Raw genomic sequence first — 25001 nt, 5'->3', positions numbered from 1 at the left:
ACGTCCGCATCCACCACCAAGGAGCCCGTCTCATGTCATCCCAAAGCCGCTCGGTCCTCTCGCTTCTCCGCTTCGCCGTTCCCGTCGCCGGCCTCCTCGCCCTCGCGGTTGGCTGCGCCGCCGCGGACGGCTCCGACGATCCGAGCGCGTCGACGGTCGAAGGTTCAGACTCGGAAGGCAATATGCCGACGGTCGAGACCGATACGATCGCGCCGCAGGCCACGGGCAACAACTGCGCGTGTCCCGCGGGCGAGGAGTACCAGGCCGGCCTCTGCTACCCGAGGTGCGCGGCGGGCTACCGTGGCGAGGGCCCGGTCTGTTGGAGGAACTGCGAGTCAGGCTTCACCGACACCGGCTGGTTCTGTCAGCGCAACTCGAAGATCATCTCGGCCGATACGAGCTCCTGCCCCTGGTACAACAAGTGTGGCGTGGACTCGGACTGCAACAAAGTGCCCCGCGGGCTACAAGAACGACGGCTGCACCTGCCGTATCGACGCGTACATCTACGCCCAGCCGTCGTACGGCCGCGGCGCCGGAACCACTCCGTCCTGCACGACGTACTGACGCGGACCAAGAGCGCGGCAGCACCTTCCTCCGCTCGCCCGCCGGAGCTTCCTCGAGGAACGTCCGACGGCTCGCTTCACGAGGCTCATGCCCTCTTCAACCCGGCCCTCGCGTTGCGAAGTACGACACGCTTCACCGTGCGCCTGCGAGGTGGGCGCGTCGTCGTTCAGGACCTAGCGTCTTCGCATTGGCCTTCGACACGCCTTCGAAGGCGAGCGCCTGCGTGCGGACCTTCAAGCAGATCGCACGGAACGCCGCGTCCGCGCCGGTAGCCTCGTACTTCCACTCGGGCGTGGCGAACTTGTAGTGCATGGCCTCGTCAGGATGCTGGCGCTGCATCGCGGCGAGGTGCTGGGCGGTGTTGACCGACGGGCGCGTATGCCGCTCCGCGCTATCCTGGCGCGCCGATGATGCGACTCGCGGACATGTTGATGCTGGGCGATCCGAAGGACGTCCCGTCCGAGGCCGTGTTCCGTGAGGCGGAGGCCAAGCTCGGTGTGCGCCTGCCGGCGAGCTATCGCGAAGCGCTGGGCAGGCTGGGACGAGGGACCGTCGGCAGCTCGTGTTGGCTACTTCTGCCGAACTACCTCCAGACGTATGGCAGCCTCCTCGGTGGGGAATTCGTCAAGGGCGAGCTCGCCGACATGCTCGTCTTCGCCATGCGCGATGATGGACATTATTGGGGGTGGTCGGCAAAGGATCTCGCGCGCGGAGGAGAGTCCTCGATCCGTCTTATCCCGCGGACCTTCGACCTCGACGAGACGTCCATCGTGGCGGCGGACGTATTCGGGCTACTTCAGGAGTGGATGCACGACCTCCAGGTGCCCTACTTCGTGCCCGCCGGGCCTACTCTCTTGGTCAGCGATGTCGCCGCGAATGGACCTGAGCACGACGCGCTTGCTCTCCCTGGCTCGATCCGACTCTTCGGGGCCGACGGTATGTCGAAGTTCTACGTCGAAGACGCCGGGCTCATCGTCTCGATCCAAACGGTGCCCGCCGCGCACACGCGCGCGTCGTGGACGTCCGCGTTGCGTTTCCAGTGGCTCCGCGCCGACACCGTGATGCGCTCGAAGGTCGTGCTCGACGCCCTCGTGGCGGAGGGGTGGGAGCTCGTGGCGACCCCTCGTGTCACCTTCCGGTGGGAGGAGGCGCGTGGCCTCGAGGAGATCGTCGCGTTGTTCTCGTCGTACGGGATCGTGCTCGCGAGATGAACGGGAGCGTGTTCTTGCCGACGACGTGACGAGCGGCAATCCGTCACTTGCCGAGGCAGGATGGTCACGTCCCGACGGTCGATCACTCGGCTGGTTTGTAACCGCCCTGAGCGCTCCGATCGGGGAGCCGCTGAACGAGGAGGAGTCTCGGCTGCTTGCGCGGGCACGCGCGTCGCTCGCCGGCGGTACCAGGGCAACCAGCCCGTTGCGACGGGCTGATTGCCGCAAGGGGACGGTGCTTGCATCCACGATCGACTCGAGCATCCACGCTGCGTTTTCACGTACCCACGCTCTCGGTGCGGGAATTTCGTAGGCACACGGCCAGCAACCACCAGGGTCTGATGGAATCGGCCTTGCTCGGGCGCAGCCATGCCCCAAGCGCTGTCGGTTCGGTCGTGGTTGGTCGGTTTGGGTGTCGCGATCGCTGGGATCGCATGTGGAGGCTCTTCGGACGAAGGGGAGGGAGGCGGCGCCGGTGAAGTCGTCGACCTCGGCGTCACATCGCAAGGCCTGACGGCCAGCGACAGCCAACCCCTTGCGAACACGCAGGTCGCAGGCACGATGCAGGGCTCGCTGAACGTGACGCGTCTCGGACAAGCGCGCTACTCGGTTCCGCTCGCCATCACGCAGGGGCCGGGCGGCATGACACCGACGCTCTCGCTCGAGTACATGCACGACGGCGCCGATGGCGTGTTCGGCGTGGGCTTCTCGCTCTCGGGACTTTCAGGCATCACGCGCTGCAACAAGACGACCGCGCAGGATGGTGCACCCGACTCGTTGCGGTGGGATTACAACGACCGCTTCTGTCTGGACGGACAACGCCTCGTCGCGATCAGCGGCGCCTACGGCGGCGACGGCACCGAGTACCGCACGGAGGTGGAGTCGTTCTCGCGGATCGTCTCGCGCGGCGCCGCAAACGGGGGTCCCGTCGCCTTCGACGTGTGGACGCGCGACGGTCGGTACCTCCAATACGGCGCGACCGAGGACTCGCGGGTCGAGAAATGGCAAGCGGCCCAGGTGCACCGCTGGCTCGTCAATCGCGTAAGCGACCGCGTCGGCAACGGCTACGACGTCGTCTACAACGAGCACAACGGCTCGAGCACCGCGACGCCGTCGTGGATCCACTCGTTCGGCGCGAACGGCGTGCGCACCGGCCAGAGCATCGAGTTCAACTACGACACGCGGCCGGACGTGAAGACGGTGTTCCAGTCCGGGAACTTCTTCCGGCCGCATCGACGCGTGACCCAGATCGCCTCGCGCGACGGCACGAGCGTCGCCCGCAAATACAAGTTCGCCTACGACGCGGGCGCAGCCGGCGGACGGAGCCGACTCGTCACCGTGACGGAGTGCGGCGCCGGCGACGTGTGTTACGCGCCGACGCGCTTCACCTGGTCGGCGCCGTCGTTCTCCTACGACCGGCGATATTTCGGCGGTGGCGGCCAAGGTGGCCTCGTGCCCGGTGACTTCAACGGCGACGGCAAGACGGATCTGTTCACCTGGTGGAACGGCGACTGGCGCGGGTGGGTCAACTACTCGAACGGGACGAGCTTCACGGGCTGGCAAGAGAAGGTCTGGGACATGCCGCCCCAGCGCATGCCGGTCGTCGCGGACTTCAACGGCGACGGCAAGAGCGACCTCTTGACCATGTGGACCGACGGGCAAGCCTTCGTTTGGCTCTCGAACGGCAGCGGCTTCGGGCCCCGTCAAACCTGGGGTCAACGCGCCGATCTGTTTGGCAGCGTTCACGCGACGGACATCAACGGTGACGGCAAGGCCGACCTCGTCGACCGCCAGCCTGGCTGGGTGCACGTCTGGTACTCGACGGGCGGAGGCTTCGGTTATCTCGCCTCGATGCCGATCAGCGGTGATGTGTCGTTTGGTGACTTCGACGCGGACGGCCGCTCCGACATGATGGAGATCCGCGACCATCAAGTGTTCGTGCGCCGCGCGAACGGTGGCGGGTTCGATCCGGAGGTCTGGTGGGGCACGTTGCTTGCGGGCACACGCCAGTTCACGGACGTGAACGGCGATGGGACGACCGACGTCGTCGTGCGCGACGCGGGTGGCCAGTACCAAGTGTACTGGTCGGCGGGTGACAAGCTCGTCTACGCCAACTCGTACGGCATCTTCGGCGCGCAAGACGTGTTGGTCGACCTCAACGGCGACGGCAAAGCAGACGTGCTCGGCTACTCGGAAGGGGTCATTCGCGCGGGCTTCGCGCTGCCGCAAAGCACCGGCTTCGACCACATGCCCTCGTGGAGCGTGTGGTACGGGGCGCACGCCGCGCCAAACAAGCAGTTTCGACTCGATTCGACTTGGCTCACGCCGACCGGCGCCTTGCTGAACGGCGGTGGCGATCTCTACTGGGAGGCGAGCACGTGTCAGGAGCTCGGCTATCCCCCCGCGAACGCGGGCTTCGAGTGCGGTCACCGCTGGGGCAACGTCGACGGCATGGCCCCAAGCCACAGTAACCACTGTTACGACACGGGCGGCGAGGGGGGCGGACAGTCCTGCTACTCCGAGTGCAGCAACACGCCGCAGATCTGGAGGAGCAACGGGTGGGGTGGCAGCGAGCCATGGAACCCTCGATGGACTACACGCCCTCGCAGGTGAACTGCCGCGAGGAGTGCAACGCGTGGTGTGACTCCGGCGGAGAGGGCGGGGGCAGCTATTGCTGCGGCAACGGCACCATCTGCGACACGCAATGGTGCAACGCTGGCGGCTGCACGATGAGCCCGTCGGCAGGAGCGTGGCTCCAAAGCTCGCAGTACCGCGCGAACGGTGGATGGTCGCCGGTGCACAACAGCCAGCTCCACGACGCGCGCTGTGATTTTGCCGTCCCGGCAGGGAGCGACTGCCATGGGAACCAATACGTCGCGTACGTGGGCATGGTGCGCGCGGTGCACTGCTACGCGCCCGCGACGCCCATTCCGGCCGACGTGAACGGCGACGGCCTCCTCGACGTCATCGAGGTCGACGCCAGCGGAAGCTTCTGGGTCAACGTCGCCCAGGGCCGCGCCAGTGACGTCGTCGTCAAGATCAACGACGGCATCGGCCAAGAGCACCAGCTCGACTACGCGGTCATCACCGATGGCGATCCGCTCTACTCACGCGCGACCGAGTACGCGCTCAGCCCCGTCGGCCGTGACATCGAGGTCGTCAAGCAGGTGCGATCGAGCAACGGCGTCGGTGGGCTTCGCGCCGTCTCGTACAACTACGAGGGCGGCAACATCGACCCGAACGGGCGGGGCTTCTTGGGCTTCCACAAGGTCACCTCCACCGATCACTCGACCGGGCACGTGACGGTCAAGACGTTCCATGGAGGCTTTCCCGTCACGGGGACCGAAGCGTGGGAGGGCCTCTACGTCGGTGGCGTGCTCGTCCGCGCGACCGAGCACCAGACCGCATGGACCGGCGCTGCGCCGTTCGTCCTCACGCGCACACAGACCCAAGAGTGGGTCAGCGAACTCGATGGGAGCCCCGCGCGATACGTGCGCACGTCTTACGGTGGTTACGCATTCGGGTTCCCCGGCACGGTCTCCGTCGAGACGCGCCGCGCCTCGGGTGACACGAGCGAGGTCGTGGCCTCGACCACGACCAACACCTACGTGCACGACACCGCGAGCTGGATCTTGGGTCGCCTCACGCGCGCGACCGTGACCAAGTCGCGAACCGGCGCTCCGACCGAAACACGTACCTCGGCGTTCACCTATCAGGTGGGCAACGGATTGCTAGCGTCGGAGACCATCGAGCCCGACGACGCGTCGCTTCGTCAGGTCACCACGCACGGCTACGATCTGTTCGGTAATCGCGTGTCATCCACCGAGACCGCGGGCGCGCTCTCGCGCACCCAGTCGCGGAAGTTCGATGCGAACGGTCGCTTTGTCGTCGAGGAGACCAACGCGCTCGGCCATCTCACGACCTACGTGAACGATGCGCGCTTCGGAACGCCGACGCGCCTGACCGATCCGAACGGCGCGGTCCGGACGTTCGTCTACGATCCGCTCGGTCGCAAGATCGGCGAGTCCACGGCCGACGGCCATGTCAGCGCGATCTACATCGAAGGTCCGGGCGCAGGTGATGCGGCCGGCGCGGCGCTCGTCACGCGTACGGTCACGAGCCACAGCGGCACGACGCGCGCCGTGACCGACGCCCTCGGTCGCACGCTCCGCAAGACCACCGACGGGTTCGGCGGGCGCCTCGTGCACGTAGACACGGCGTACGGCGCGAGTGGCCTAAAACTGCGTGAGTCCCGGCCGTACTTCACGGGCGAGACCCGATACGATCACGTGTTCACGTACGACGCGCTCGGTCGCGAGCTCTCCGCGACGTCCCCCGACGGCAAGGTGGTGCTGTTCGCGCACCAAGGGCGAACCGTCGCCGAGACCGATCCGCTCGGCCGCGTGAAGACCAAGACCGAGACCGTCGACGGCAAGTCGCGCACCGTCGCCGAGGTCACCGGCGGCCGGACGCTCACGCTCACCCATGCGTACGACGCGCACGGCCAGCTCGTCTCCTCCACCGATCCGACGGGCATACGCACGACGATCGCGTACGACCGCCGCGGCCGCCGCACCTCGATCACGGAGCCGAACGCGGGCACCCGCACGTTCATGGTCGACGGCTTCGGTCGTGTCACGCGCGAGGTCGACGCCAAAGGCCAGCGCATCGACTTCGTGCTCGACGCGCTCGATCGCGTCACGAACCGCAAGGAGTACAACGCGGCGGGCACGCTGGTGCGCGAGAGCTCGTTCACGTTCGACACGGCCGTTTCGGGCGCCAAGACCATCAAAGGCGCCCTCGCCAGCGCATCGGTCAGCGAGCTCAAGGCCGGCGCGATGGCCGCCTCGACGAGCCGCGTGCTTGGCTACGACAGCCTCGGTCGGGTCACCAGCGAGACCAAGACGGCCGAGGGGACCTCGCTCCGTTGGGCGCGGACGTATAGCGGCCCGCGCGTCTCGCTGTTCGTCTACCCAGGCACGCTTTCGACCGAGGGCATCAAGCTCTTCCCGGTGTACGACGCGCAGGGACGGGTCGTTGAGGCGCGCCTGTCGACCGCGACCGGGCGTCTCTTCTGGCGCGCCGACGCCGCCGACGCGTCGGGCAACATCCTTCAAGAGCGCCTCGACAACGGCCTCACGACGTACCGCACGTTCGATCCAACGAGCGGTCAGCTCCGGAGCATCAAGACCCCGCGCGCCGACGGGCTCGCCTGCGTGCCGGCGGTGTGCACGCCCGACATGGCGACGTGGAATATGTCGACCAAGCGCGACGCGAGCGGCTGCTTCGCCAACGCCGACAGCGGGCGCAACGAGCGCCTTCCCGCCGGCTGCTCGGGCGAGACGCCGCAAGACATGGAGTTCGTGTTCGACGCGCTGGGAAACCTCACGTCGCGCAAGGACAACGTCACCGGTCTCTCGGAGAGCTTCCAATACGACGCGCTCGACCGGCTCACACGCGTCAGCGGCCCCTCGGTCAAGACGCTCGCCTACGACGACGCGGGCAACATCATCTCCAAGAGCGACTTCGGCGACTACTCGTACGACGCCACGCGAGGTCACCTCGTGACGAGCGTCAAGAAGGGCGCGACCACCGTCGCGACGTATGCGTACGACGCCAACGGCAACGTGACGTCGGGTGGCGGACGGACGTTCACTTGGAACGGGTTCGACAAGCCCTCGCGCATCGATCAGGGCACGCGCTACGTCGAGTTCGTCTACGACGACACGAACGGTCTCGCGGTCCAGCGGTCGAACGCAGGTCTGCGGTTCTTCGGCGACGACTTCGAGCTCCTCGTCAACGCCAACGGCTCGCGCGAACGGCGGACGTTCATCAAGGTCGGCGGCCTCGTCCGCGCTGTCCACACCGGCACCGTTGCCGCGGGAGCGACCACCGAGACGAGCAGCACCACGACACTCCTCCACGATCACCTCGGCTCGACCAGTGTCGTCCTGAGCAGCTCGCAGGTCGTTCGGCAGCGTCTCTCTTACGACGCGCACGGAAAGCGCCGCTTCACGATCGGAACCGACGACCCGGGCAACCTCCTCGCGGGAAAGGTCATCGACAAGGGCTTCACCGGGCACCAGATGCTCGACGATCTCGACCTCGTCTTCATGGGCGCTCGCGTCTACGACCCCATGCTCGGGCGATTCTTGTCGGCCGACCTCATCGTGCAGTCGACGAGCGACGTGAACGGCATCAACCGCTACGTCTACGGAGGCAACAATCCGATCAGCGTCATCGATCCGAGCGGGCACTTCTTCAAGAAGATGTGGAAGGCCATTCGCACCATCGTGAAGATCGTCGTCGCGGTCGTCGTGACTGCCGTGGTGGCGTGGGTGGCTCCGTATCTGTTGCCCGCCATCGCCGGCACGATATGGCAGCCCGTCGTAGTGGCTGCGGCGAGCGGCGCCATCATGGGCGGTATCACCGGCGGCGTGAAAGGAGCGTTGATAGGTGCACTGACTGGCGCGATCACCGCCGGCATCGGCGTCGCTGGTACTGGCATCGAGGACAGCTTCGTGCGAACCGCGTTCAAGTCGGTCACCCACGGGCTCGTCTCCGGCGCACGCGACGCCCTCTCCGGCGGAAGCTTCGTGCACGGGTTCATCTCCGGCTTCGTGCACGGCGGTACCGAGCGTCTCATCGATGTGGGCGATAGCGTCTTCGAGCGGGTCGCGCTGTCGGCGGCGATCTCGGGAGCCGCGAGCAAGGTCTCTGGCGGAAGCTTCGAGAACGGCGCGATGTCGGGCGCGTTCGCGCAGCTGTTCAACCATGAGATGACCCGCATGTTCCAGGATGGCGAACCGTTCTTCCGCCAGTGGCAGACGCCCGCGGGGACGATCAACGTCGCGGTCATGTCCGTTCGCGCGGATGGCACCACGCTCGTTCTCCACAACCTCATGGTGTATCGCGCTGGTGAGGAGACGCACCCCCTCGCGACGCGAGAGGGGATGCGGGTGCTGCGGGACATCCAAGGGATGGCCCGTGGCCAAGGATTTACGGAAATCCACATCACCGGAACGCAGCGGATGAGCGGTGCGCGGGCTGGGCTTTCCGAACAGGCTCAGCGCGTCGACATGCGCATCTCCACCAGCGCCCGCAGCGTCTACGACCTCAGCACGGGCCGACCCATCTCCGCGAACAGCTTGATGCGCGCAGGCGCCGCGGGGGCCATCATCGGCATCGCTCCCGGTCGAGAGTGAGCGTAGTGATAACGCCGCATGCATCCCGACAAGTTCAGGAACATCCTCGCGTTCGACGCGCCAGGTCGTTACGACTACTTCGTCCGAAAGGTTTGCGACTTCGAGGCGATTTGGGGCTTGTACAAAGAAGGCTGGGCGACCGGCATGACGGAGCATCAGGCGTCCGCGATACCCGTCTGGCCCGAGCGGGAATTTGCAGCATGTTGCGCCACCGGCGAATGGGACGGCTTCACTCCGAAGGCGATCGCGCTCCACGACTTCCTGGATTCGTGGCTTCCCGGAGCCACCGCCGAAGGCAGAGCGTTCGCGATCTTTCCGACGCCGAGCGAGAAGGCGGTGACGGTCGAGAGTGACAGGCTCCTCAGCGACCTCCGATCCGAAATGGCGTCTTACACTTGAGTGACGGCCTCCAGATCCTTGCCGCCCCGAGTCTCGTGCGCCGCTCGCCGGGCGCGGATTCGATCCCCCGTCCGACCCACGCTCCAGCCGCCGCGTGTGGTGCGAGCACCACACATCGTGCCTTCCTGTTCACGAGGTCGACGTGCGAGCCACCTTCTCACGCAAAATCGGCGCCGGGCTGGCTGGCATCGCGCGTGCTCTGCCAGCGTCGATGCATCCTTCATCGTCGCCCGCCCCGCGGCTCCGCGCCGCGCGCTCGGAGGCGCTCCGCGGCCTTCTCCTCGTGGCTACGCTCTGTGGACCGCTCGCATGCTCCGTCGGCGAGACGCGCGACTCCTGCAGTTGCGGGACCCTGCATGGATCGGGGTCCCCCGGCGGTTCCTACACGACGGCGGGCGACCATGTCGATGCGGAGCTCGCGCTGCTCGATGGCACGCTCCTCGATAACGGATACGGCTTGCGGAATGCCGACGTGTCGCCCGACGAGACGATCCTGGTTGCGGCCCACCTCGCGGACCGATCCATCACCTTGACCTTCGCTCCGACGAGTGGTGTCGACGCGGGACGTGACGCCGCTCCTGATGGGGGGCGAGATGCCCGCCCAGATCCCGAGGTCGACGCCGGCGCCGACGGCGGTGACGCCGGGCCGGGTGTCGTCGACGCTGCCCAAGGAACGGACGCCGCCATCGACGCCGAGGCGGGCCCCGGAGCGGCCGGCGAGGCGGGCACGCTCGGAGATGCCGCGATCACCGCCCGCGACGAGGCCGGAGCGGATGGCGACGCCGCCGTGGACGGCGATGGCGACAGCGCTTCGGTGCCACCGGAGCTCGCCGCGCTGATCACTTGGGATTCGTCGACCGCGACCGATGCCCAGCACCCGTTCCAGGTCCTGACGTGTCCGCGGCGATCGATGCGGCTCGTGGCGGTCGCGTCCTCCGTCGAGGCCGACGCTCTCTGCCGCGGCCGCGCCGGCGAGCTCGAGCCGGCAGTCTCCTTCGTCGTCGAAGGGAGCGTGGAGGCCCAAGGTTCGTTTGGCGGAAAGCTGCTCTTCGAAGTCAAGATCGACTCGCCACGCGTCCGGCTGCGCGCGTCTCGGAAGACCTACACCGGGTACAGTCCGGCGCACGGACCGGAATGTTATTGAGCGCTGGCGGGCGGAGGTGGATGTGGTGCGCTATTCGCAGTGCCGAGGCGAGCTGCGTGCTCGTGCCGCACGCCGGAGACTCGTGCAGCTTGCCGACGGAGGGAAGTCGTCGCGTGTCCCGTGGATGACACCGCCGTCTCGGCGCCCCTCCGCCCGCCATCGTGGAGCGCGGCAAGCTCCGCGACACGCTCATCATCGAGGCGCTCCGCGACAAGTTCATTGAGCGTTCGCCCATCGAGCGGCAATGCACGCGCCTCGAGCGCTCCGGCGGCAATCGTCCGGGCTGCTGGCACACGGGCGTAGACGCTTCGTCGAAGCCGCTCGCGCCGGCGACACCATCGCTTCGAAGGCCACTGCCGGTCGAGGTGACCGTGGAGGGGTTACCCAAGAGCCGGTGGTCCGTGTAGGACGCACGCTCTAGTCGACAATCATGAGCCGAAAAGCCCGAGCGTCGCGCGCCGCCTCAGCCAGGATTCGCTCGCAGAATGTCAGTTCGTCCAAGAGTGACTCGGGCCAATGCTGCTGGGACGCGTCCGGCGTCCAGCGGAGGCTTCCAAAATCCTCCCGGAGGACCGCGTGTAGGGTCGTCATGGACTCAAGCCCCCGGTTCGCATCGAACCACGTCGGGTTGGCGTGCTCCTCCACGGGGAGCAGCGGGGAGTAGTCGTAGAACGCGGATGGTTGCGTGACACCCAGCCTCTTGGCCAGCGCGTCGAGCTGATCAGTGAGAGCATGAAGGACGGACAAGTCTTCATGCGTCTCAGCCCCTGGGCGGTCCCGAACCTCGATCCAGATCGTGTTGCCCACAAGCTACCTTCGCGAGGACAAGAGCCCGTGTCGAGTCGATATCGACGATACACACGACCCTACCACCGCACTCGCAATGGTGCCTAGCGCCCGCGTGTGTCGCACGATTCGAGCGCACCTGACGAGGGCGGGGAGCTGCCCCGCGGCCGACTGGGCTTTCCGAACAGGCTCAGCGCGTCGACATGCGCATCTCCACCAGCGCCCGCAGCGTCTACGACCTCAGCACAGGCCGACCCATCTCCGCGAACAGCTTGATGCGCGCAGGCGCCGCGGGGCCATCATCGGCATCGCTCCCGGTCGAGAGTGAGCGTGGTGATTCAGCGCTCAGCCGGTGGGCGAGCTCGGACGCGCTCCAGATCGCAGGCGGCTTCCTCGGCCAGGAAGCCATCGCGACCATGCGGCCCAACCTGGACCTTGGCAAAACAGCAAGGGCAACCTGTACGTCGCCGACACTCGCTCGAACCACCGAGTCTTCATCCGCGTGCTCAGGGGAGCGTGCGTGGGTATGGCTTCTCGGCGAATGGAATCGCGCCGCGCCTGTAGAGGATCGGCTTGTCGAGGGGAGGAACGACTAACTCGGTGACGCCACCGGGGCCCGTCCTCTCCGTGAGCATGAGCGTGTTCGTCGGGTTGGTTAGTGGGGTTAGTCGATCGATGAGGCTCACCAGCCGGAAGTCGTCGGAAGACTCGACGCGAAAGGTCGACGGCGTGAACGGCCCAAGCCCCGCGGGATAGCTCCCGTCCCTCGGCGGCGGATGGATGAGCCCGCCGGTCCCGAACACGCTGATGCCGTGCGAGTTCTTGATCCAGAGCGGCGTCGCCTCGTCTCCTTCGGCCTTGAAGCCGAAGATCGCCACGTTGTCGGCGTTGGCGATCTCCACGAAGGCATTCGTCAGGTCTGCGTGCTCCGGGTCGAGGTGATAGAAGCGCAGCGGGCGGGTGGTGCCGCGCACCGCAAGGATTCGATAGTCGGGTGAAAGGGCGGTGGTGGTCCCCTCCTCGAACGCATACCAGCGGCCGCCGCCGTGCGCCGACACCTGCACCAGTGGCACTGGCCGAGGCAACAGGTCCTGCTTGCCGTACCCGTTGATCGGAAATAGCCGTGCTTCGGTCTGTCGCCAGATCGAGCCGTCGCCGACGCGCCAGTCGACCGCGAAGGCGCCTTGAAAGGCGAATGGGACGTAGACTCCGATCCCCGAGAGCACCGTCTTCCCGTCCTCGTCGTCGGCAGTCTTCACGACGGGCTTCGGAAGGGTGGCGTCGTTGAAGTCGCTTCCGCTGCCCCCGAGGGCGACCAGTACCGAGAGCTGTCGAGCGACACCGACGAGTTTGGTGTGGGGGCGGAGCATCAGCGTCTTCGAGAGGCGGTAGTAGCCCTTGGGAAGAAACACGACGTCGTTGTCGTCTACTGCCTTCTGCAAGGCTGCGCTGTCGTCGGTCGTTCCGTCCCCCTTGGCCCCGTAGGCCGTCTTGACGTTGACGGCACCAGGCGACTCGGGTCCAGGGAGTGAAGCTCCCCAGACGTGTCTGCTCTGCAGGTCTGCGGGCGGAGCCGCGCCGGCAGGTCCCGCCAACAGACGTGCGGTGTCTGTCAGGCGCACGCCCTCTTCGTAGATCGGGGATTCGATCTGGACCGGTGTCCCGTTGATGTTCTTCGGTGGGGGACGGACGCTTAGCGTGTATTCCTTGACCCAGGACCATTCGGTGATCGGCTGTTGTGCCTGGAGCTTGCCGGCGCCGCCCGCGTCGACCAGCGTCGCCGCACCCTTGATGAAGACGTTCGACAGGTGAAGGCTACGACCGGTCGTGAGGGCCGTCGCAGCACCAGCGAGCTCGATCCGACTGTCGATGATCGTCGTGAGCCCGCTGTTGGCGCCAACGGCCGAGCTGACGATGGCGGGGTCGCTTCCTGCCGCTGTGCGAATGTTCGCGCCCACGAGAACAAGGGTCTCGGCCACGTCCCTGCCCTGGAAGATGGCGGAGCGCTTCTGGTCGGTGAGCGTGAGTCCGGTCAGCGTGGGTACGGGCCGGCCAGCGGCGTGCGCGTCCGCGTAGACGCCATAGTCACCACCGTCCACGGACAGGTTCACGATGCTGCCGCCGGACGCGAGCACACCGCTGACCCCCGCGAAGGCGCCGTGTGCGTCGACAGAGACATCGTGGATGAACGTTCCCTGGGCGCCGACGAGATCGAGGCCGACTGCGGCAGGGTTGTTGCCAAGCACGACGTCGAGGTTCTCGACGCCGTTGTTGTACGTCGAACAGAAGTCAGGGGTACCCGGAGCTCCCGTCGTTCCGTAGCCCCAGAAGTAGACGACGGCCTTCGGACTCGAGGGATCGCCAAACCCGACCGCCCCGTCGACGAGAACGAGCCGTGGACGTGCGCCGATTCTCGAACCGATGAGCATGCAGGCGCCCTGACGGTCGCCTCCCACGGTGCCCGTGTTCCTGCGGTAGCTCCCCTCGGCGCACGAGATCGTCCTGCTCACGCGAAAGGTGCCGGACGGGACGAACACGGCGAGAAAGTTCTTGCGCGCGTAGTCCAGGGCGTCGGTGAACGCCGTGGTCGCGTCCGCCACTCCTGTCGGGTCAGCGCCGAAGGGCGCCCGGGTCACATCGAGGTAGCCACACCTGGCCAGGGGCTGATCGGAGAGCTCCGGGACGTACAAGGAGACGCCGTTCACGATGGGCGACTGGATGGTCGTGCGAATCACCCCGCCGTCCTCGAACGCGCTAACGCCAACGTTGAAGGGGCTCGCGTCGCGCCCGATCGACGCACACGTCGAAAGTCCGTGTGTGGGTGGTGGGGCGCTGGCATCGAGCGACGCGTCGACAGTGGCATCGATGTCGGAATCGGCGTCTGCATCGGCGGGCCCAGCGTCCGTGGTCCCACCATCGGTAGCGGGGTCGGTCGCAGGACCGGGAGCGCACGCAGCAGCGCTCGAGAGCAAGATGGCTGCCCAGCGGAAGAGCGGCGAAGTGCGGAACATGGAAGCTCTCCTGTCTGAGGAGCTCGACGACGCGAGCGGGCCACTCGTGGGTGGCCAGCCCCGACCGATCCCGTGAAAAAATCGTCGCGGTCGGTTCGCCTCCCGATCTTGATGTAGGCCCGCCTCGAGGCGGTGGAGCGCGCGCACGCGAACGCGGTGGAGAACCTGGTAGCCTGGACCGCGGTCATGAACGGGGAGAGGCCACGCACGGAGGAGGCGTTCCCGGCGCAGCTCCTGATCACTCACGTCTCGGTCGCCCGCGGGCGCGTCGCCGCACCTCTCCTCGGCGCGATTGCCGTCCTACCAATCTTGCACTTCGTCGTCGCGCTCCTCCGCGGACCGATCTCGGACATCGGCCCGTACGCCGCGGCGCTCCCCATCTCGGCGATGACCGGCGTGCTGTCCGCAACCATCGCGAAGCGGCGCGTTCGGATCATGACGATCGAACGTCGCCGCGACGAGGTGATTCTCGAAATCGCGGGGACGGAGGTCCGCCTGAGATTCCCCCCCTCCTCGCAAGACCCCCTCCCCGCGCGTGAGCGCCACGACGGCCGTCATCCGCAGCGAGTCTCCGTCCAGTCCGTGCGGTCGTCAATCGAGCAGCGATTCGATAGCGTTCGCGAACGGGACCGTACGGAACCAGCCTGATCTGGCGCCGGTGCGCCTACGCCGTCGCGGCGGTCGCCGAGCGCTCGTGCAACGGGCTCTCACGTCCGGCTCCGACGAAGTCGATGATCGCGTCCGCAGCACCGGCGGCGCCGTCGGTGCCCGCGTAGAGCTCGCGCATCCGCGCGGCGTCCTCGCGGAAGCTGGGCTCCTCGAGCAGGCGCCGCACGGCGGCCGTCATGTCGCTCTCGCCCGCCAGCTTCGGCGAGATGCGGATCGCCATGCCCTTGCGTTCGGCGAGCGCGACGTTCAGCTCCTGCTCGCCGTGGTACGGCATGCCGACGAACGGCGTGCCGCTCGCCATCGCCGTCTGTACGCTGCCCTGTCCGCCCATGATCACCGCCGCGGCGACTCTTGGCATGACCAGATGGTTCGGAAGCACGTCGGCGACGACCACACCGTCTGCCGTGAGGTCCCCGACGTCGTGGATCGTCGCGGCGACAAGGACGCGCGCCCCGGCGGCACGCACCGCGGGGACGAGCGTGCGCAGGAACGACGCGGAGACGCTCGTCGGTGCGACGAGCACCACCTTCCCCGGCTCCCCGAGGAACCGCTCGACATGCTCGGGCACCGGACGATCGAGCTTTGCGTAGAGCGGACCGACGTATCGCATGCGCGTCGACGGCCAGAGCTTGCGCGAGCGCGGACGCCACGCGGCCATCTCGTCGCGCGGGATGCCGAGCACCTCGGGGATCTCGGTCACCAGCGTCAGGTCAGCGCACATCATGGCCATGAAGCTCGCGAGCTTTGGCACGCCTAGCTCTTCGGCGATGCGGTTCAGGTGGCGCGTTGGCCCTTTCAGCAGGTAGGGCGCGTTGTGGACGAGCCAGCGCTGCACGAACTTGGGTAAGCGAGCCATCTCGGGCTTCGACGGATTCACCGGGAGCGGACACAACCCTCGCTCGAGGACCGGCGGGAGGAACGAGCCGCCGTGCGAGGCGGCAAGCGGGATGCCCGCCACGCGCGTCGAGAAGTACGTCGTGAGGTTGAAACCGATGACCGCGAGCTTCGCGCCGACCTCGCGGAAGTGGTCAGCCTCCGCCCGGATTGCCCTGCGCATGAACGCGTCCTCGTAGAACGGCCTGTCATCGACACCGATCGAGAGCAACGCGTCGAGGAAGGCTCGATGCTCGGCCTCCGTCATCGTGGGCTCGAGCGCCGTCCACGCGATCCCGGCCTCGTCGAGCAAGTGAGCGTACGGACCGCCGTGCGAGGCGACGGAGGTTTGAATCCCGCGCGCCGCGAGCGCGCGCGCGATCGCAATCATCCGCGATGTCTCCGAGAGGAACCCGCAGTGGGGGACGAGCACGATCATGCTGTGACGCTCCTTCGGAGATGGGTAATATATTACCTATGAGCGTCACGCGCGCAAGCGTGCTCGGGGCCGATCTCGAGGGAGTCCGTGAGTCGGTCCGAACGCGGATCATGCTGTTTCGCCTCCTCATCGGCCTCGCCGGTCGCCTCCGGACGCTCATGGACCGCCAGCTCGAGCCCACGGGAATCACCACGCAGCAGGCGGCCTGCCTCATGATCGTAGGAGCCGCGGAGACGCCGCTCGCTCAGGGTGAGCTCGCGCGGCTGCTCGGCGTCTCGCACCAAAACGTCCGGCAGCTGACCACTGCGCTCGAGCGAAAAGGGCTCGTCCACGTCGACGTCGACCCGCAGGATCGGCGCACGAAGCGCATCCGCGCGGCGAAGGCGGCGAAAAAAATCTTCGAGCGGAGGAACGCCACGGACTACGAGGTCGTCGCCGGATGGTTCGGCTCGGTCGACGACCGGGACGCCGACGAGCTCCTCCGGCTCTTGCTACGTGTCGCGGGTGGTCTCCCGGATCGCGACCGAGCGCCGTGACGCACGCCGGCGACGCTCAGGTGTACTGCCAGAACGCTATCGCGCTCTTCTCGTCGTCCCGGACGAAGACGTAGACGCAGCCCGAGAGACCGGCGTCGGGCCACTCCTTCGCGGTCGGGATGGCGTCGAAGTCGAGCTGGGCGACGAGCTTGTGGCCCTTCATCGGCACATCGCCTTGGAGGAATCGCGGGAGGCCGCCGAGCTTGTCGTGCACGTTCGTGGCCTGCAGTCCCTTCGCGCTGCCTAGTCGCTCCAAGGCGGCGCCGAGCTCGGGATCGCTCGCGCCCAACGCTTGCGCGCGCTCTTCGTCGATCTCGCTCTTGGGAGCCTCCGCGCGAAGCGGTCGCATCGGGAGCGTGGGCACGCCGTCGGGCGGCTCGTGCGTCTTCGCGAGCGCGGCGCTATCGAGGAGCACGACGACGTTGTCGTCCGGCTCGTTCGTCGCTTCGCCGTCAAGGGCGCAGAAGACCGCGATGCCGGCGTGCTTCTTCAAGAGCTCCCCGGTCTCGAGCTGAAAGAGAAAGCCCATGGGCTTCTTTCGAAGCTTCGGCCACTTCGCCGTCGGCACCGACGGGGTTCCGCCGATGCGGCTCGCGGGCGGCGAGCCGGCGCGCGTCGGCTTTCCCACCACGAGCTCGCAGCTCGGCAGGCCCACGAGCGCGACGAGGTCGTCGCGAGAGAGGTCCGCCGCGCGAACGAAGCCCTTTCGTTCGCTCGTCGCGACTTCGAGCTTGGCGAGCGCTCCGGGTTTGACCCGATAGAAGCGCGAGGGCACCGCCGCCTTCGACGTTCCCCCCTTTGGGAGCGTGCGAGGTCCAAGGGCCTTCGCCTTGTCGAAGAGCGGACCGAGATCGAGTCGGTAGGTCCCGGACGCATCCTCTTTCACTTGCGCGTAGAGCGCGCGGGTCTTGGCGTCGTAGCTGAAGGTCTGCGCGAGTGCGTGGAAGGCGGCGGGGTCGTGTTGCTTCTTCGGCGCGAGCTCGGCCGGGTATTCGATCGTCGCGAGCGGCACGCAGCGCCCCAGATCGAAGCGGAGCACCTGCGCCGGCCGCGACGCGGGCTTGTCCCATGGGCTCGTGCCCTGGAAGTCGATGAGGAGCGTCTCACCGCTCTCGGCGTCGTGAACCGGGACGTGCCCCCAGCGTCGCGGTCCGACGTTCTCCTTGTAGCCCTTCGGTGCGATCGGCTCCCAGGTCTCGTCGGCGCCGAGCACCGCCACGTCCTCGAAGCCGAAGCGAACGAACGTCCCGAGCGCGCTGTCGAAGATCGCGTGCGTGTCGACGTAAATGTCGTCCTTCTTTCCGTGCTTGAAGTCGGCCGGTTGGGGCGATGCCTTCTTCACGGCGCGCCACCGGCCCTTCTCGAACAACAGCGAGTCATTGAGCTTCCGCCCCTTCGCCTCGCCGCCCCACACCAGGATTCGGCCGTCCGGTGCCGCCGCGAGCGCGAAATCCGTCCGGTCCTTGAACGCGGCGTCCTTGTTCGCCACCGCCGCCCACTGGCTCCCGTCGAAGGAGAAGACCGCACCCGTCGCCATGACCGCGTGGAGGCGTCCCTTCGCGTCGACGAGCTCGGAGAGCTCCCAGCCGCCGATCTTCTCGCCGTCCTCCTTCGACGTTACCGTCGCCCATTCGCCGCCCGTGTACCGCCAGGTCTGGAGCGAGTGGGTGCCGAGCGCGTACCAATCCCCGTTCGCGTGGACGACACGCGGGTTGCCGTAGGAAGCCTTTGCGATCGGGGAGTGGACGACGGAGACGCCCTGCGTCGTCCATGCGTCGCCCTGAAGGACGAAGAAGACGGCGTTGTAGTCGCTGCCGCCTGCGCCCTCGTGCTTCCCAGGTCCCAGCACGAGCGCATCGTGCTTCGGGTCGAACGCGATGTGCGCCTTCGTCATCTTCGGGGGCGAGTCGCGGGTTTCGGCGAGCGGCTTCCAACCGGAGTCGGTCGACGCGAAGAGCGTGTTGCCGCCGGCGTGGAGCACGGTCCCGTGCTTCGGGTGTCCCGTGATCGCGACGATCGGATCGAACAAGCCGATCGTCAGCTTGGGGAGGCCGGCCATCGACAGCTTCTCGAGCGTTGTCCCGTTCCACGCGAGGACGACGAGCGCGTACTTGTCGGCCTTGCCCTGCACCAAGAAGACGGTGCGATCGTTCAGCGGATCGTAGACGCCCACGCCGCTCTCGTGCTGCCACTCTTGGGGGATCGGTCCGGTGTCGGCGCGCTTCGTCCACGCTCCGTCGCCATCGAGCTCCCAGACGCCGCGTCGCGTGACGCACACCCAGACCTCCCGCCGTCGATCGAACGCGAGCATCGCGTGCTTGTCGAAGGTGCCGAGGGCATCGCTCTCGCTCTCGGGCTCGATCAGCGGATCGTCTCCGTGCGTCGCCACCGGATTCGCGCCGCCCGCAGCGAATGAGATCCCGTGGACGCGCCAGCGATCGGCCTTTCGATCGTACGTGGCCGTCCAACCGACGACCGCTCGGCGGCACGAGTCGTAGGCGCCGCCGAGGAAGCTGTGCTCCATGCGGTGGGCGTCCTTGGTCTCGCGGTGCCATGCCGCACCATCGAAGGTGTAGAGCACGGCGGCGTACGAACCGTCGTCTGGCTTGCAGAGATAGAAGATGCGCTCGAGCGCCTCGTCGTAACCGAGGGCGTAGGACTCGATGAGGCTTGGCCGGGGAGGAACTTCGATGGAAGTCGCGCGCTCTGGCCCGTGGTGCGTCCAGCGGAGTTGCATGGCCGAATGTTATCCGCGTCGCGGACGCGCCTGTGTGTGCCTCAGCGACGTCGCCCTCGATCCTCGATGAGCTTCAGTCCACGGGGCCCGGCGGGCCAGGGGCGGAAGATCGCCGGTGGCGAGTTCGCCTGGCGCGCCGAAAGCCCTGTCGTCAGGTGTCGCGCGCCGGCGGGAGGAGCTCTCGGGAAGTCACTTGAACGTCGCGTATCCGGTCGCGCCCATGCCGTCGGGGCCGACGAGGGCGCGGCTGGCTGTAAAGAGGATCGACCAGCCGTCGGTGGCGGCGGGCGCCGATTGTCTTACGTAAAAGTCGAAGGTGCCTTCCCCCGCGGGGAACTCCGCGAAGGCCGCTGCGGGAACGGAGGCCGTCGTGTCGGCAGCGGGAAACGTGCACGTCGCCGTGAACGCATTGGAGCCGGTCGCGGCTTCGAAGTAGAGGACCACCGAGCCCGTGGAGACGCCGGCCCACGTGGCGGTGAACGGAGCGCTGCGCGTCACCGCGAGCGAACCGGCGGCTGCCGGCAGGGCCGGCGCGGTGACGGTGAGCTTCGAGGGAGCGACCAACGAGGTCGCGAAGGCGGGTACGTCTTGGCCTTGGGCCGAGACCTCTAGCGTTTCACCGCCCGACCACAAGGGGGTCGCGCCGCTCACCGGCTCGTACGTCTTGTCGCTGGCGGGAACGATGTTGATGGCCTTGCTGCCGCCGGTGATCCGAACGGTGCCGGCCGAGAGCGCGGTCTCGGTGGGCTCGTCGCCGCTGCCGATCGTCTCGACGAGACACGGGCCAACGGTCTTCGCTTTCGTCGTGGTGGCCGGTCCCGTCAGCCGCGCGAAGAAGGCGCCGGCGCGATGGGTCGCGCGCACGCCCCCGTCGACCGTCGTTGAGTCGCTGACGGCGAAGACGCGGCCGACGTTGCCCGAGTCGCCGCCGCCGGAGGGCGCGTCGCTTGAACCTGCCGCGTCGTCGGTTCCGGCTTCGGCGCGTGCGCCGGCGTCGACCGCATCAGGCGCCGCTGTTTGCGAGTCGCTGCTGCACGCCAGGAAGGAAGACGGTACCGCGGCCACGGTGGTCGCAAGGGCGAGGGCAAGGGGCATCCACGGTTAATAGCGCAAGGCTCGCGCGAGGTCCGGGGCGTGATCCGCGCCTCAACGACGGCGCGTTCGACGGAGGTCGCTCAGAGGCCGGGGCACGCAGCTGCGATCCGCGTGACGCGGTTGCTCACCACGACCGAGTCACTCGCGCGGACGAGGCTGTCTCCGTTCTTCTTGGTCCGCCCCGGCGCCCGCCTCGTGCGAGTGCTCTCGGGCGCGGCAGGTCGTCATCGTCGGTTGGCGCGAGGCTTCGCTGGGGGTAGCGCCCACGGGACCCAGGCGTGCTTCTTCGGCGCGCGCTCGAGCGGGCGGAAGACCAGCACGTAGTGATCGCCCTTCGGGAGCTTCGCGTCGGCAAACTGCGCGCCCGCTCGGTGTGCGAAGCGGCGGTGCACCTCCACGCGGTACTTCCCTTCGGGCAGCTGGAAGAGTGGGTCAGAAGGTTCGGGGAAGTTGTCTCCGTCGGCCGCCATCGTGAGCGACGTGTACGTGACGACGGACAGGGCGCCGGTCACCGCGAGCGTTGCCGTGGTCGTCGCGTCAGCGAACCCCCGGTATGGCTTCGTGGTGAGCCGGAGACGGACTTGGTCTTCCGGCGTGCCGAAGGCCACGAGGTGACCCGCGTTCATCTCCGACGTGATCTTGCGGGTGAGTGAGTCGAAGGACCACCCCGGCAGCGTGGGACGGTATGTCCCGAGATCGACAACCGCGAGATACGCGGGGTCGTCGGCGTTGATCACGAACACCGCATCCTTCCGGAGAATCGACGGTCCGCCCGGCGGTCGGGCCGGAGCGAGGGTCTTTGCCGCGGTCTTTGGTCGCGTGCGGACGGCGGCGACCCGTCGGCGAGAGTCGGCGACCTGCTTCGCTCGGAGGTCGTCAACGGCACCCTTCACCGGGCCGGATTCGTGCTCGAAGAACGCACCGAGCGCGAGCGCGTCGACACCCTCGAGCCTGGCCAACCGGGTGAACAGGCGCCGACGGAGCTGTGTGGTGGTGCCACCCTCGTGCGCCCGGGCGAGGAGCAGGGCCGCCAGCCCGGCGACCGACGTGTCAAGACCCGGGAACTTGCCCGGCAGCGCGCGGAGCGCCTCGCCGAGAACACGATCATCGGAGCTCGACAAGCGCTCGAGCCAGTCGAGCGGCGGGGATGCTGAGACCGCCTTGGGCGTGATGATCCGAAAGCCCGCGCCGCGGAAGCGCTCTCGGAGTTCGGCGCGGGTCGCGGACCAATGAAAGCCGCCGGCGAGCCCGACCTTCACCCACTGAGAACCTCGCTTGGCGGGCGAGAGACCAAGCGCCTTGCGTGCGACCTCTGCAACGGCGGCGCTGGCGGCCAGCAGAGCAGGCTCGAGACGTGGCCGTGCACCGTGCTCATCGAGGCCGTCGAGGGCGTCGTCGGGCGCCTCTGCGGAGTGCGCGAAGTGGATGAGTCGTAGGGCGGCGCGGTTGACGTCTAGCCTCTCGAGCAGAGCAGCCAGCCGCGACGAGAACGGCCACTCGTCGAGAGATGCGAGCAGGACGCGGTCAACCATCCCTGCGAGCCTAAACGGGTACGTTGAGGAGGGGTAGACGCCCGGATCACGTCGCGAGCGCGCGTCGGAGCATTTCGCTAGAAGAGGATTCGGTGGCTTCAGGCCCAGCGCTTGGTCCACCGCACGTACCGAGCGACGTAGGGCGAGTCGCCGTTGAGCCGCTTCAACATCCGGATCTCGTCCTCCTCCAGAGGGTCGGTGTCGCTGACCGCGAAGAGGATGAGGAGCCCAGGATACGCGTCGAACGCGCCGTCCGCCCGAAGTCGCTCCAACGTCCGCACGCACGTCTCGAACAGCTCCGCGCGAAACGCGAGGAAGGCGTCCCCATAGCGGTCGAGGTGCAGGCCGCACGCGAGCTCGAGGAGTCCGACGCTGCCGCCGCAGACCTCTTCGAGGACGTGCGTGCGCACGGCCGTACAGATGTCGTTGAACGCCGCAGCGCCAAAGCCCTCGAGCGCCCACTCCGCCGGCGAAAAGGTCTCGGCATCCGCCTCGTTCTCGTCGGCGGCAGCCGCGTCGCGCGCGGCGCGGTGCGATTGGAGGTCAAACGCCGGACACACGGTCACGGCGCCGTCGTCGCTATAGAGTGCGAACGCGCACACGGACTCATCCGGGTATGCACGCGCCACGTCACGGAACACCTGGAGGGTCGCGGTCGCGATCTTCCGTTCGAGTGCGGCGAAGTCGAAGGGAACAACCTTGCCGTTCCTCTCCAGCGTCTCCGGCGATGCCACGAGGGCATCCTATCCTTCGAGAGAACTTCGAGGCTCGAGAACCCGAATCTCCAAGGCGGCCATGCTGCGGTGCGGCGCCGCTCCGGTCGCCCGAAGAGGTCGCCCGAAGACGTCGTGATGCCCGAGGAGTGAGCTGAAGACGAGTTCCGGTGAGGCGGCCGGTCGCTACTTCGGGAGCTGCTCTAGAATGGCGGCGAAACTCTCTTTGACGGTGGCAGGCCTCTGCGGTGCGCGGGGTTTGACCTAGACACCCAAAGCCGTATCCGGCGAGCAACCCATCACCGCCACTTCCTCGATTTCACGTCGGCTACTGCGACTGCAGACTTCGCGGCAAGGACAAACGCCTCGCCCTCGCCGTAATCCAGGGCTGTTATGGCAACGCGGAGGCGATTCCCTTCTGGATTCGCGCGCTGGGTGGCACCGAGCCGAGCGTGGTGAAGGTCGCCATAGGGGACGCGTGCCAATTGAAGGGGCACGCAACGCGCTCAGGTCCGCGCTGAACTGGAAGGGGCTCTTCAAGTTCGTTCCGAAGGCCGATCGTGCGTTCATTTCCACGAAGACGAACCCCATCGACGGCGTGCTCGGGTTTCCCCCGGAAGACTTCGTCACGTACCGGAACGGCGTCCGCGCCGGTGCCTTCTCCGAATACCTCTTCGGAGGCGGGCGCGAGACGTGCGTGACGGAATGGAAGAATGGCGCACAGCAGTGAACCCGGCTGGTCGGTCGCGCCGTGGCCGTCGTGGCGAATTCTTCTCGCAGCAGCAATCCCGTCGAACGCGTAGATGACTCCTTCCATCCGCTCGAGCACGCCACGAGCAGATACGTCGCTGCGGGCCGAATGCTGGGATTAGGAAAACGTGCGGAGGCGCTCGCGCTGCAACCCTGAAGTTCGCAACCTCGCTCCTCGTCACGGTCGTCGGAGCGAGACGGTTGATGCTTTGATAGACTCGCGACGCAATCGGCTTTTCCCGTGACGCCAAGCTGGCCGCGAAGAGCTCGATCGAGGGGATCTGGCCGTGGCCGATGCGAAGCTGGGGGGACACCGGCACGGTGGTGCAGACCATCGACGAGCGGATCTGACGTCGGTGGGCCCGGGAAAGGGTCGGCCGATGAGGCCCAATGGACGCAACACGACCTCGGCTCAGCGCATGACCCACTTGTAGCGAACCGTCGCGGTGCCCGAGTCATGCGTGTAGAGGATGACCGGCTTGCCCGCTTCGGTCGAGACCGAGTACTGCCAGCTTGCCGAAGCGATCTTCGCGCCGCACGTTTGAGTGACCTTGAGGGCGGTGGAGTCCGTCGTCACCTTGAACGACTTGTTTGGGAGGAGCGCGAGACCGCCCGCTTTGACGATGCGTTCGCCGAAGACGAACCCGCCTTGGCCGTCGCTCGCGACGTCGAGGCGGCCCGAGTAGGTGCTCGCCTTGTACGCCGCGCAATAGGCCTGCGTGCCCAGCAGGACGAAGCCCGCCAGGTCGTACGTGCCCGGCTGGACGACACCGCCGAGAGAGAAGGTGAGGCCCGACGAGCAGGCCGACGCCAAGCTCGCGCCATTGCCGGAGGCTGGCCCGCACGCGCCGCCCCCGTCCGCGCCTGCGTCCACGGTCACGACGGCCGCGTCGGGCTCGTCGTCCGGGTTGCCGCCACCGCCGTCGGTGATGAGGCCAGCGTCCTGCTCGACCTCAACGGGTGCGCCCGCGTCCGAGCTCGCGCCCGGCGGCGTTCCGGTGGCCTCGCCGCTCGCGTTCGGGGCGGCTGGCGTCCCGGGTTGCTCGGCCGCCCCCGGCGCCGCGCTGCTCGAACCCTCCTGGCTGGGGCTGGACGAACAGGCGACGAGGGAGAAGAGGGCGGCGGTGGAGGCGGCAGCGACGAGCGAGAGCTTCATGAATACTCCTTTGTGGAAAGCGACCCTGGCGTTCTTGCCGGGCACGTTGTCCCTTCCGTCGCAAGGCCGGTGCCATGCGTTCTCGTCCCAACCTCGCGTACTTACGCGCGGTCGGGTGTTGCGCCGCACGCAACGCCGTTGCGGCCTGCGCAGCAACCCACCCGGTGCGACAGTCGGCTCC

General features: G+C 67.4%; 17 protein-coding genes. 8 read left to right on the top strand and 9 right to left on the bottom strand.

All coding sequences use genetic code 11. The annotated features are described in order from the left end of the window. Positions 1-696: 696 nt before the first annotated feature. Positions 697-1185, bottom strand: a complete 489-nt coding sequence (locus tag IPG50_28170; protein ID MBK6696055.1) for a DUF4303 domain-containing protein — start codon at positions 1183-1185, stop codon at positions 697-699. Between the two features lie 959 nt (positions 1186-2144). Here IPG50_28170 and IPG50_28165 point away from each other — a divergent pair. The 5 genes from IPG50_28165 to IPG50_28145 all read left to right on the top strand — a co-directional run bounded on the left by IPG50_28165 (position 2145) and on the right by IPG50_28145 (position 10930). Beyond that, on the top strand, positions 2145-4388 hold the full coding sequence (locus IPG50_28165; protein MBK6696054.1) for a VCBS repeat-containing protein: 2244 nt from the start codon (positions 2145-2147) through the stop codon (positions 4386-4388). After that, entirely contained in the window at positions 4352-8980 is a 4629-nt protein-coding gene (locus IPG50_28160) for a hypothetical protein (GenBank protein ID MBK6696053.1), read from the top strand. Before IPG50_28165 ends, IPG50_28160 begins: the two co-directional genes overlap by 37 nt. An 18-nt stretch (positions 8981-8998) precedes the next feature. Continuing rightward, positions 8999-9379 carry a DUF2750 domain-containing protein gene (locus IPG50_28155; protein MBK6696052.1) on the top strand — a complete coding sequence of 127 codons (381 nt, stop codon included), beginning with the start codon at positions 8999-9001 and terminating at the stop codon, positions 9377-9379. Between the two features lie 211 nt (positions 9380-9590). Beyond that, the gene (locus IPG50_28150) at positions 9591-10523 is read left to right on the top strand and encodes a hypothetical protein (protein MBK6696051.1); all 933 of its coding nucleotides are present in this window, start codon (positions 9591-9593) and stop codon (positions 10521-10523) included. Positions 10524-10684: 161 nt separating this feature from the next. Then, positions 10685-10930: a hypothetical protein gene (locus IPG50_28145; GenBank protein MBK6696050.1), complete on the top strand. Its 246-nt coding sequence runs from the start codon at positions 10685-10687 to the stop codon at positions 10928-10930. A gap of 10 nt (positions 10931-10940) precedes the next feature. On the opposite strand, the gene IPG50_28140 is transcribed toward IPG50_28145, so the two are convergent. Further along, positions 10941-11330, bottom strand: coding sequence for a hypothetical protein (locus tag IPG50_28140; protein MBK6696049.1), 390 nt, complete (start codon positions 11328-11330; stop codon positions 10941-10943). Between the two features lie 485 nt (positions 11331-11815). Continuing rightward, positions 11816-14320: a hypothetical protein gene (locus IPG50_28135; GenBank protein ID MBK6696048.1), complete on the bottom strand. Its 2505-nt coding sequence runs from the start codon at positions 14318-14320 to the stop codon at positions 11816-11818. 132 nt (positions 14321-14452) lie between these two features. Between IPG50_28135 and IPG50_28130 the strand changes: the two genes are divergently transcribed. Further along, entirely contained in the window at positions 14453-14968 is a 516-nt protein-coding gene (locus IPG50_28130; protein ID MBK6696047.1) for a hypothetical protein, read from the top strand. Between the two features lie 16 nt (positions 14969-14984). Here the strand turns inward: IPG50_28130 and IPG50_28125 are convergent, their stop codons facing one another. Then, complete coding sequence (locus tag IPG50_28125) at positions 14985-16301, bottom strand: hypothetical protein (protein ID MBK6696046.1); 1317 nt, start codon at positions 16299-16301, stop codon at positions 14985-14987. 38 nt (positions 16302-16339) lie between these two features. Here IPG50_28125 and IPG50_28120 point away from each other — a divergent pair, with 38 nt between their 5' ends. Then, positions 16340-16837 (top strand): MarR family transcriptional regulator, encoded by a 498-nt coding sequence (locus IPG50_28120; protein MBK6696045.1) that lies wholly within the window; start codon positions 16340-16342, stop codon positions 16835-16837. 16 nt (positions 16838-16853) lie between these two features. Here the strand turns inward: IPG50_28120 and IPG50_28115 are convergent, their stop codons facing one another. The 4 genes from IPG50_28115 to IPG50_28100 all read right to left on the bottom strand — a co-directional run bounded on the left by IPG50_28115 (position 16854) and on the right by IPG50_28100 (position 22935). Continuing rightward, positions 16854-19574, bottom strand: a complete 2721-nt coding sequence (locus IPG50_28115; GenBank protein MBK6696044.1) for a DUF1963 domain-containing protein — start codon at positions 19572-19574, stop codon at positions 16854-16856. Between the two features lie 189 nt (positions 19575-19763). Further along, the gene (locus IPG50_28110; protein MBK6696043.1) at positions 19764-20669 is read right to left on the bottom strand and encodes a hypothetical protein; all 906 of its coding nucleotides are present in this window, start codon (positions 20667-20669) and stop codon (positions 19764-19766) included. Positions 20670-20893: 224 nt separating this feature from the next. Further along, on the bottom strand, positions 20894-22201 hold the full coding sequence (locus IPG50_28105) for a hypothetical protein (GenBank protein ID MBK6696042.1): 1308 nt from the start codon (positions 22199-22201) through the stop codon (positions 20894-20896). Positions 22202-22299: 98 nt separating this feature from the next. After that, positions 22300-22935: a DUF4303 domain-containing protein gene (locus IPG50_28100; protein ID MBK6696041.1), complete on the bottom strand. Its 636-nt coding sequence runs from the start codon at positions 22933-22935 to the stop codon at positions 22300-22302. 457 nt (positions 22936-23392) lie between these two features. On the opposite strand from IPG50_28100, the gene IPG50_28095 reads away from it, so the two are divergent. Further along, positions 23393-23644 (top strand): hypothetical protein, encoded by a 252-nt coding sequence (locus tag IPG50_28095; protein ID MBK6696040.1) that lies wholly within the window; start codon positions 23393-23395, stop codon positions 23642-23644. A gap of 432 nt (positions 23645-24076) precedes the next feature. On the opposite strand, the gene IPG50_28090 is transcribed toward IPG50_28095, so the two are convergent. Continuing rightward, on the bottom strand, positions 24077-24820 hold the full coding sequence (locus IPG50_28090) for a hypothetical protein (GenBank protein MBK6696039.1): 744 nt from the start codon (positions 24818-24820) through the stop codon (positions 24077-24079). Positions 24821-25001: the final 181 nt, after the last annotated feature.

The organism is Myxococcales bacterium, from assembly GCA_016703425.1.
Lineage (GTDB): Bacteria > Myxococcota_A > Polyangia > Polyangiales > Polyangiaceae > JADJCA01.
This window is presented reverse-complemented; position numbering and strand designations above follow the sequence as displayed.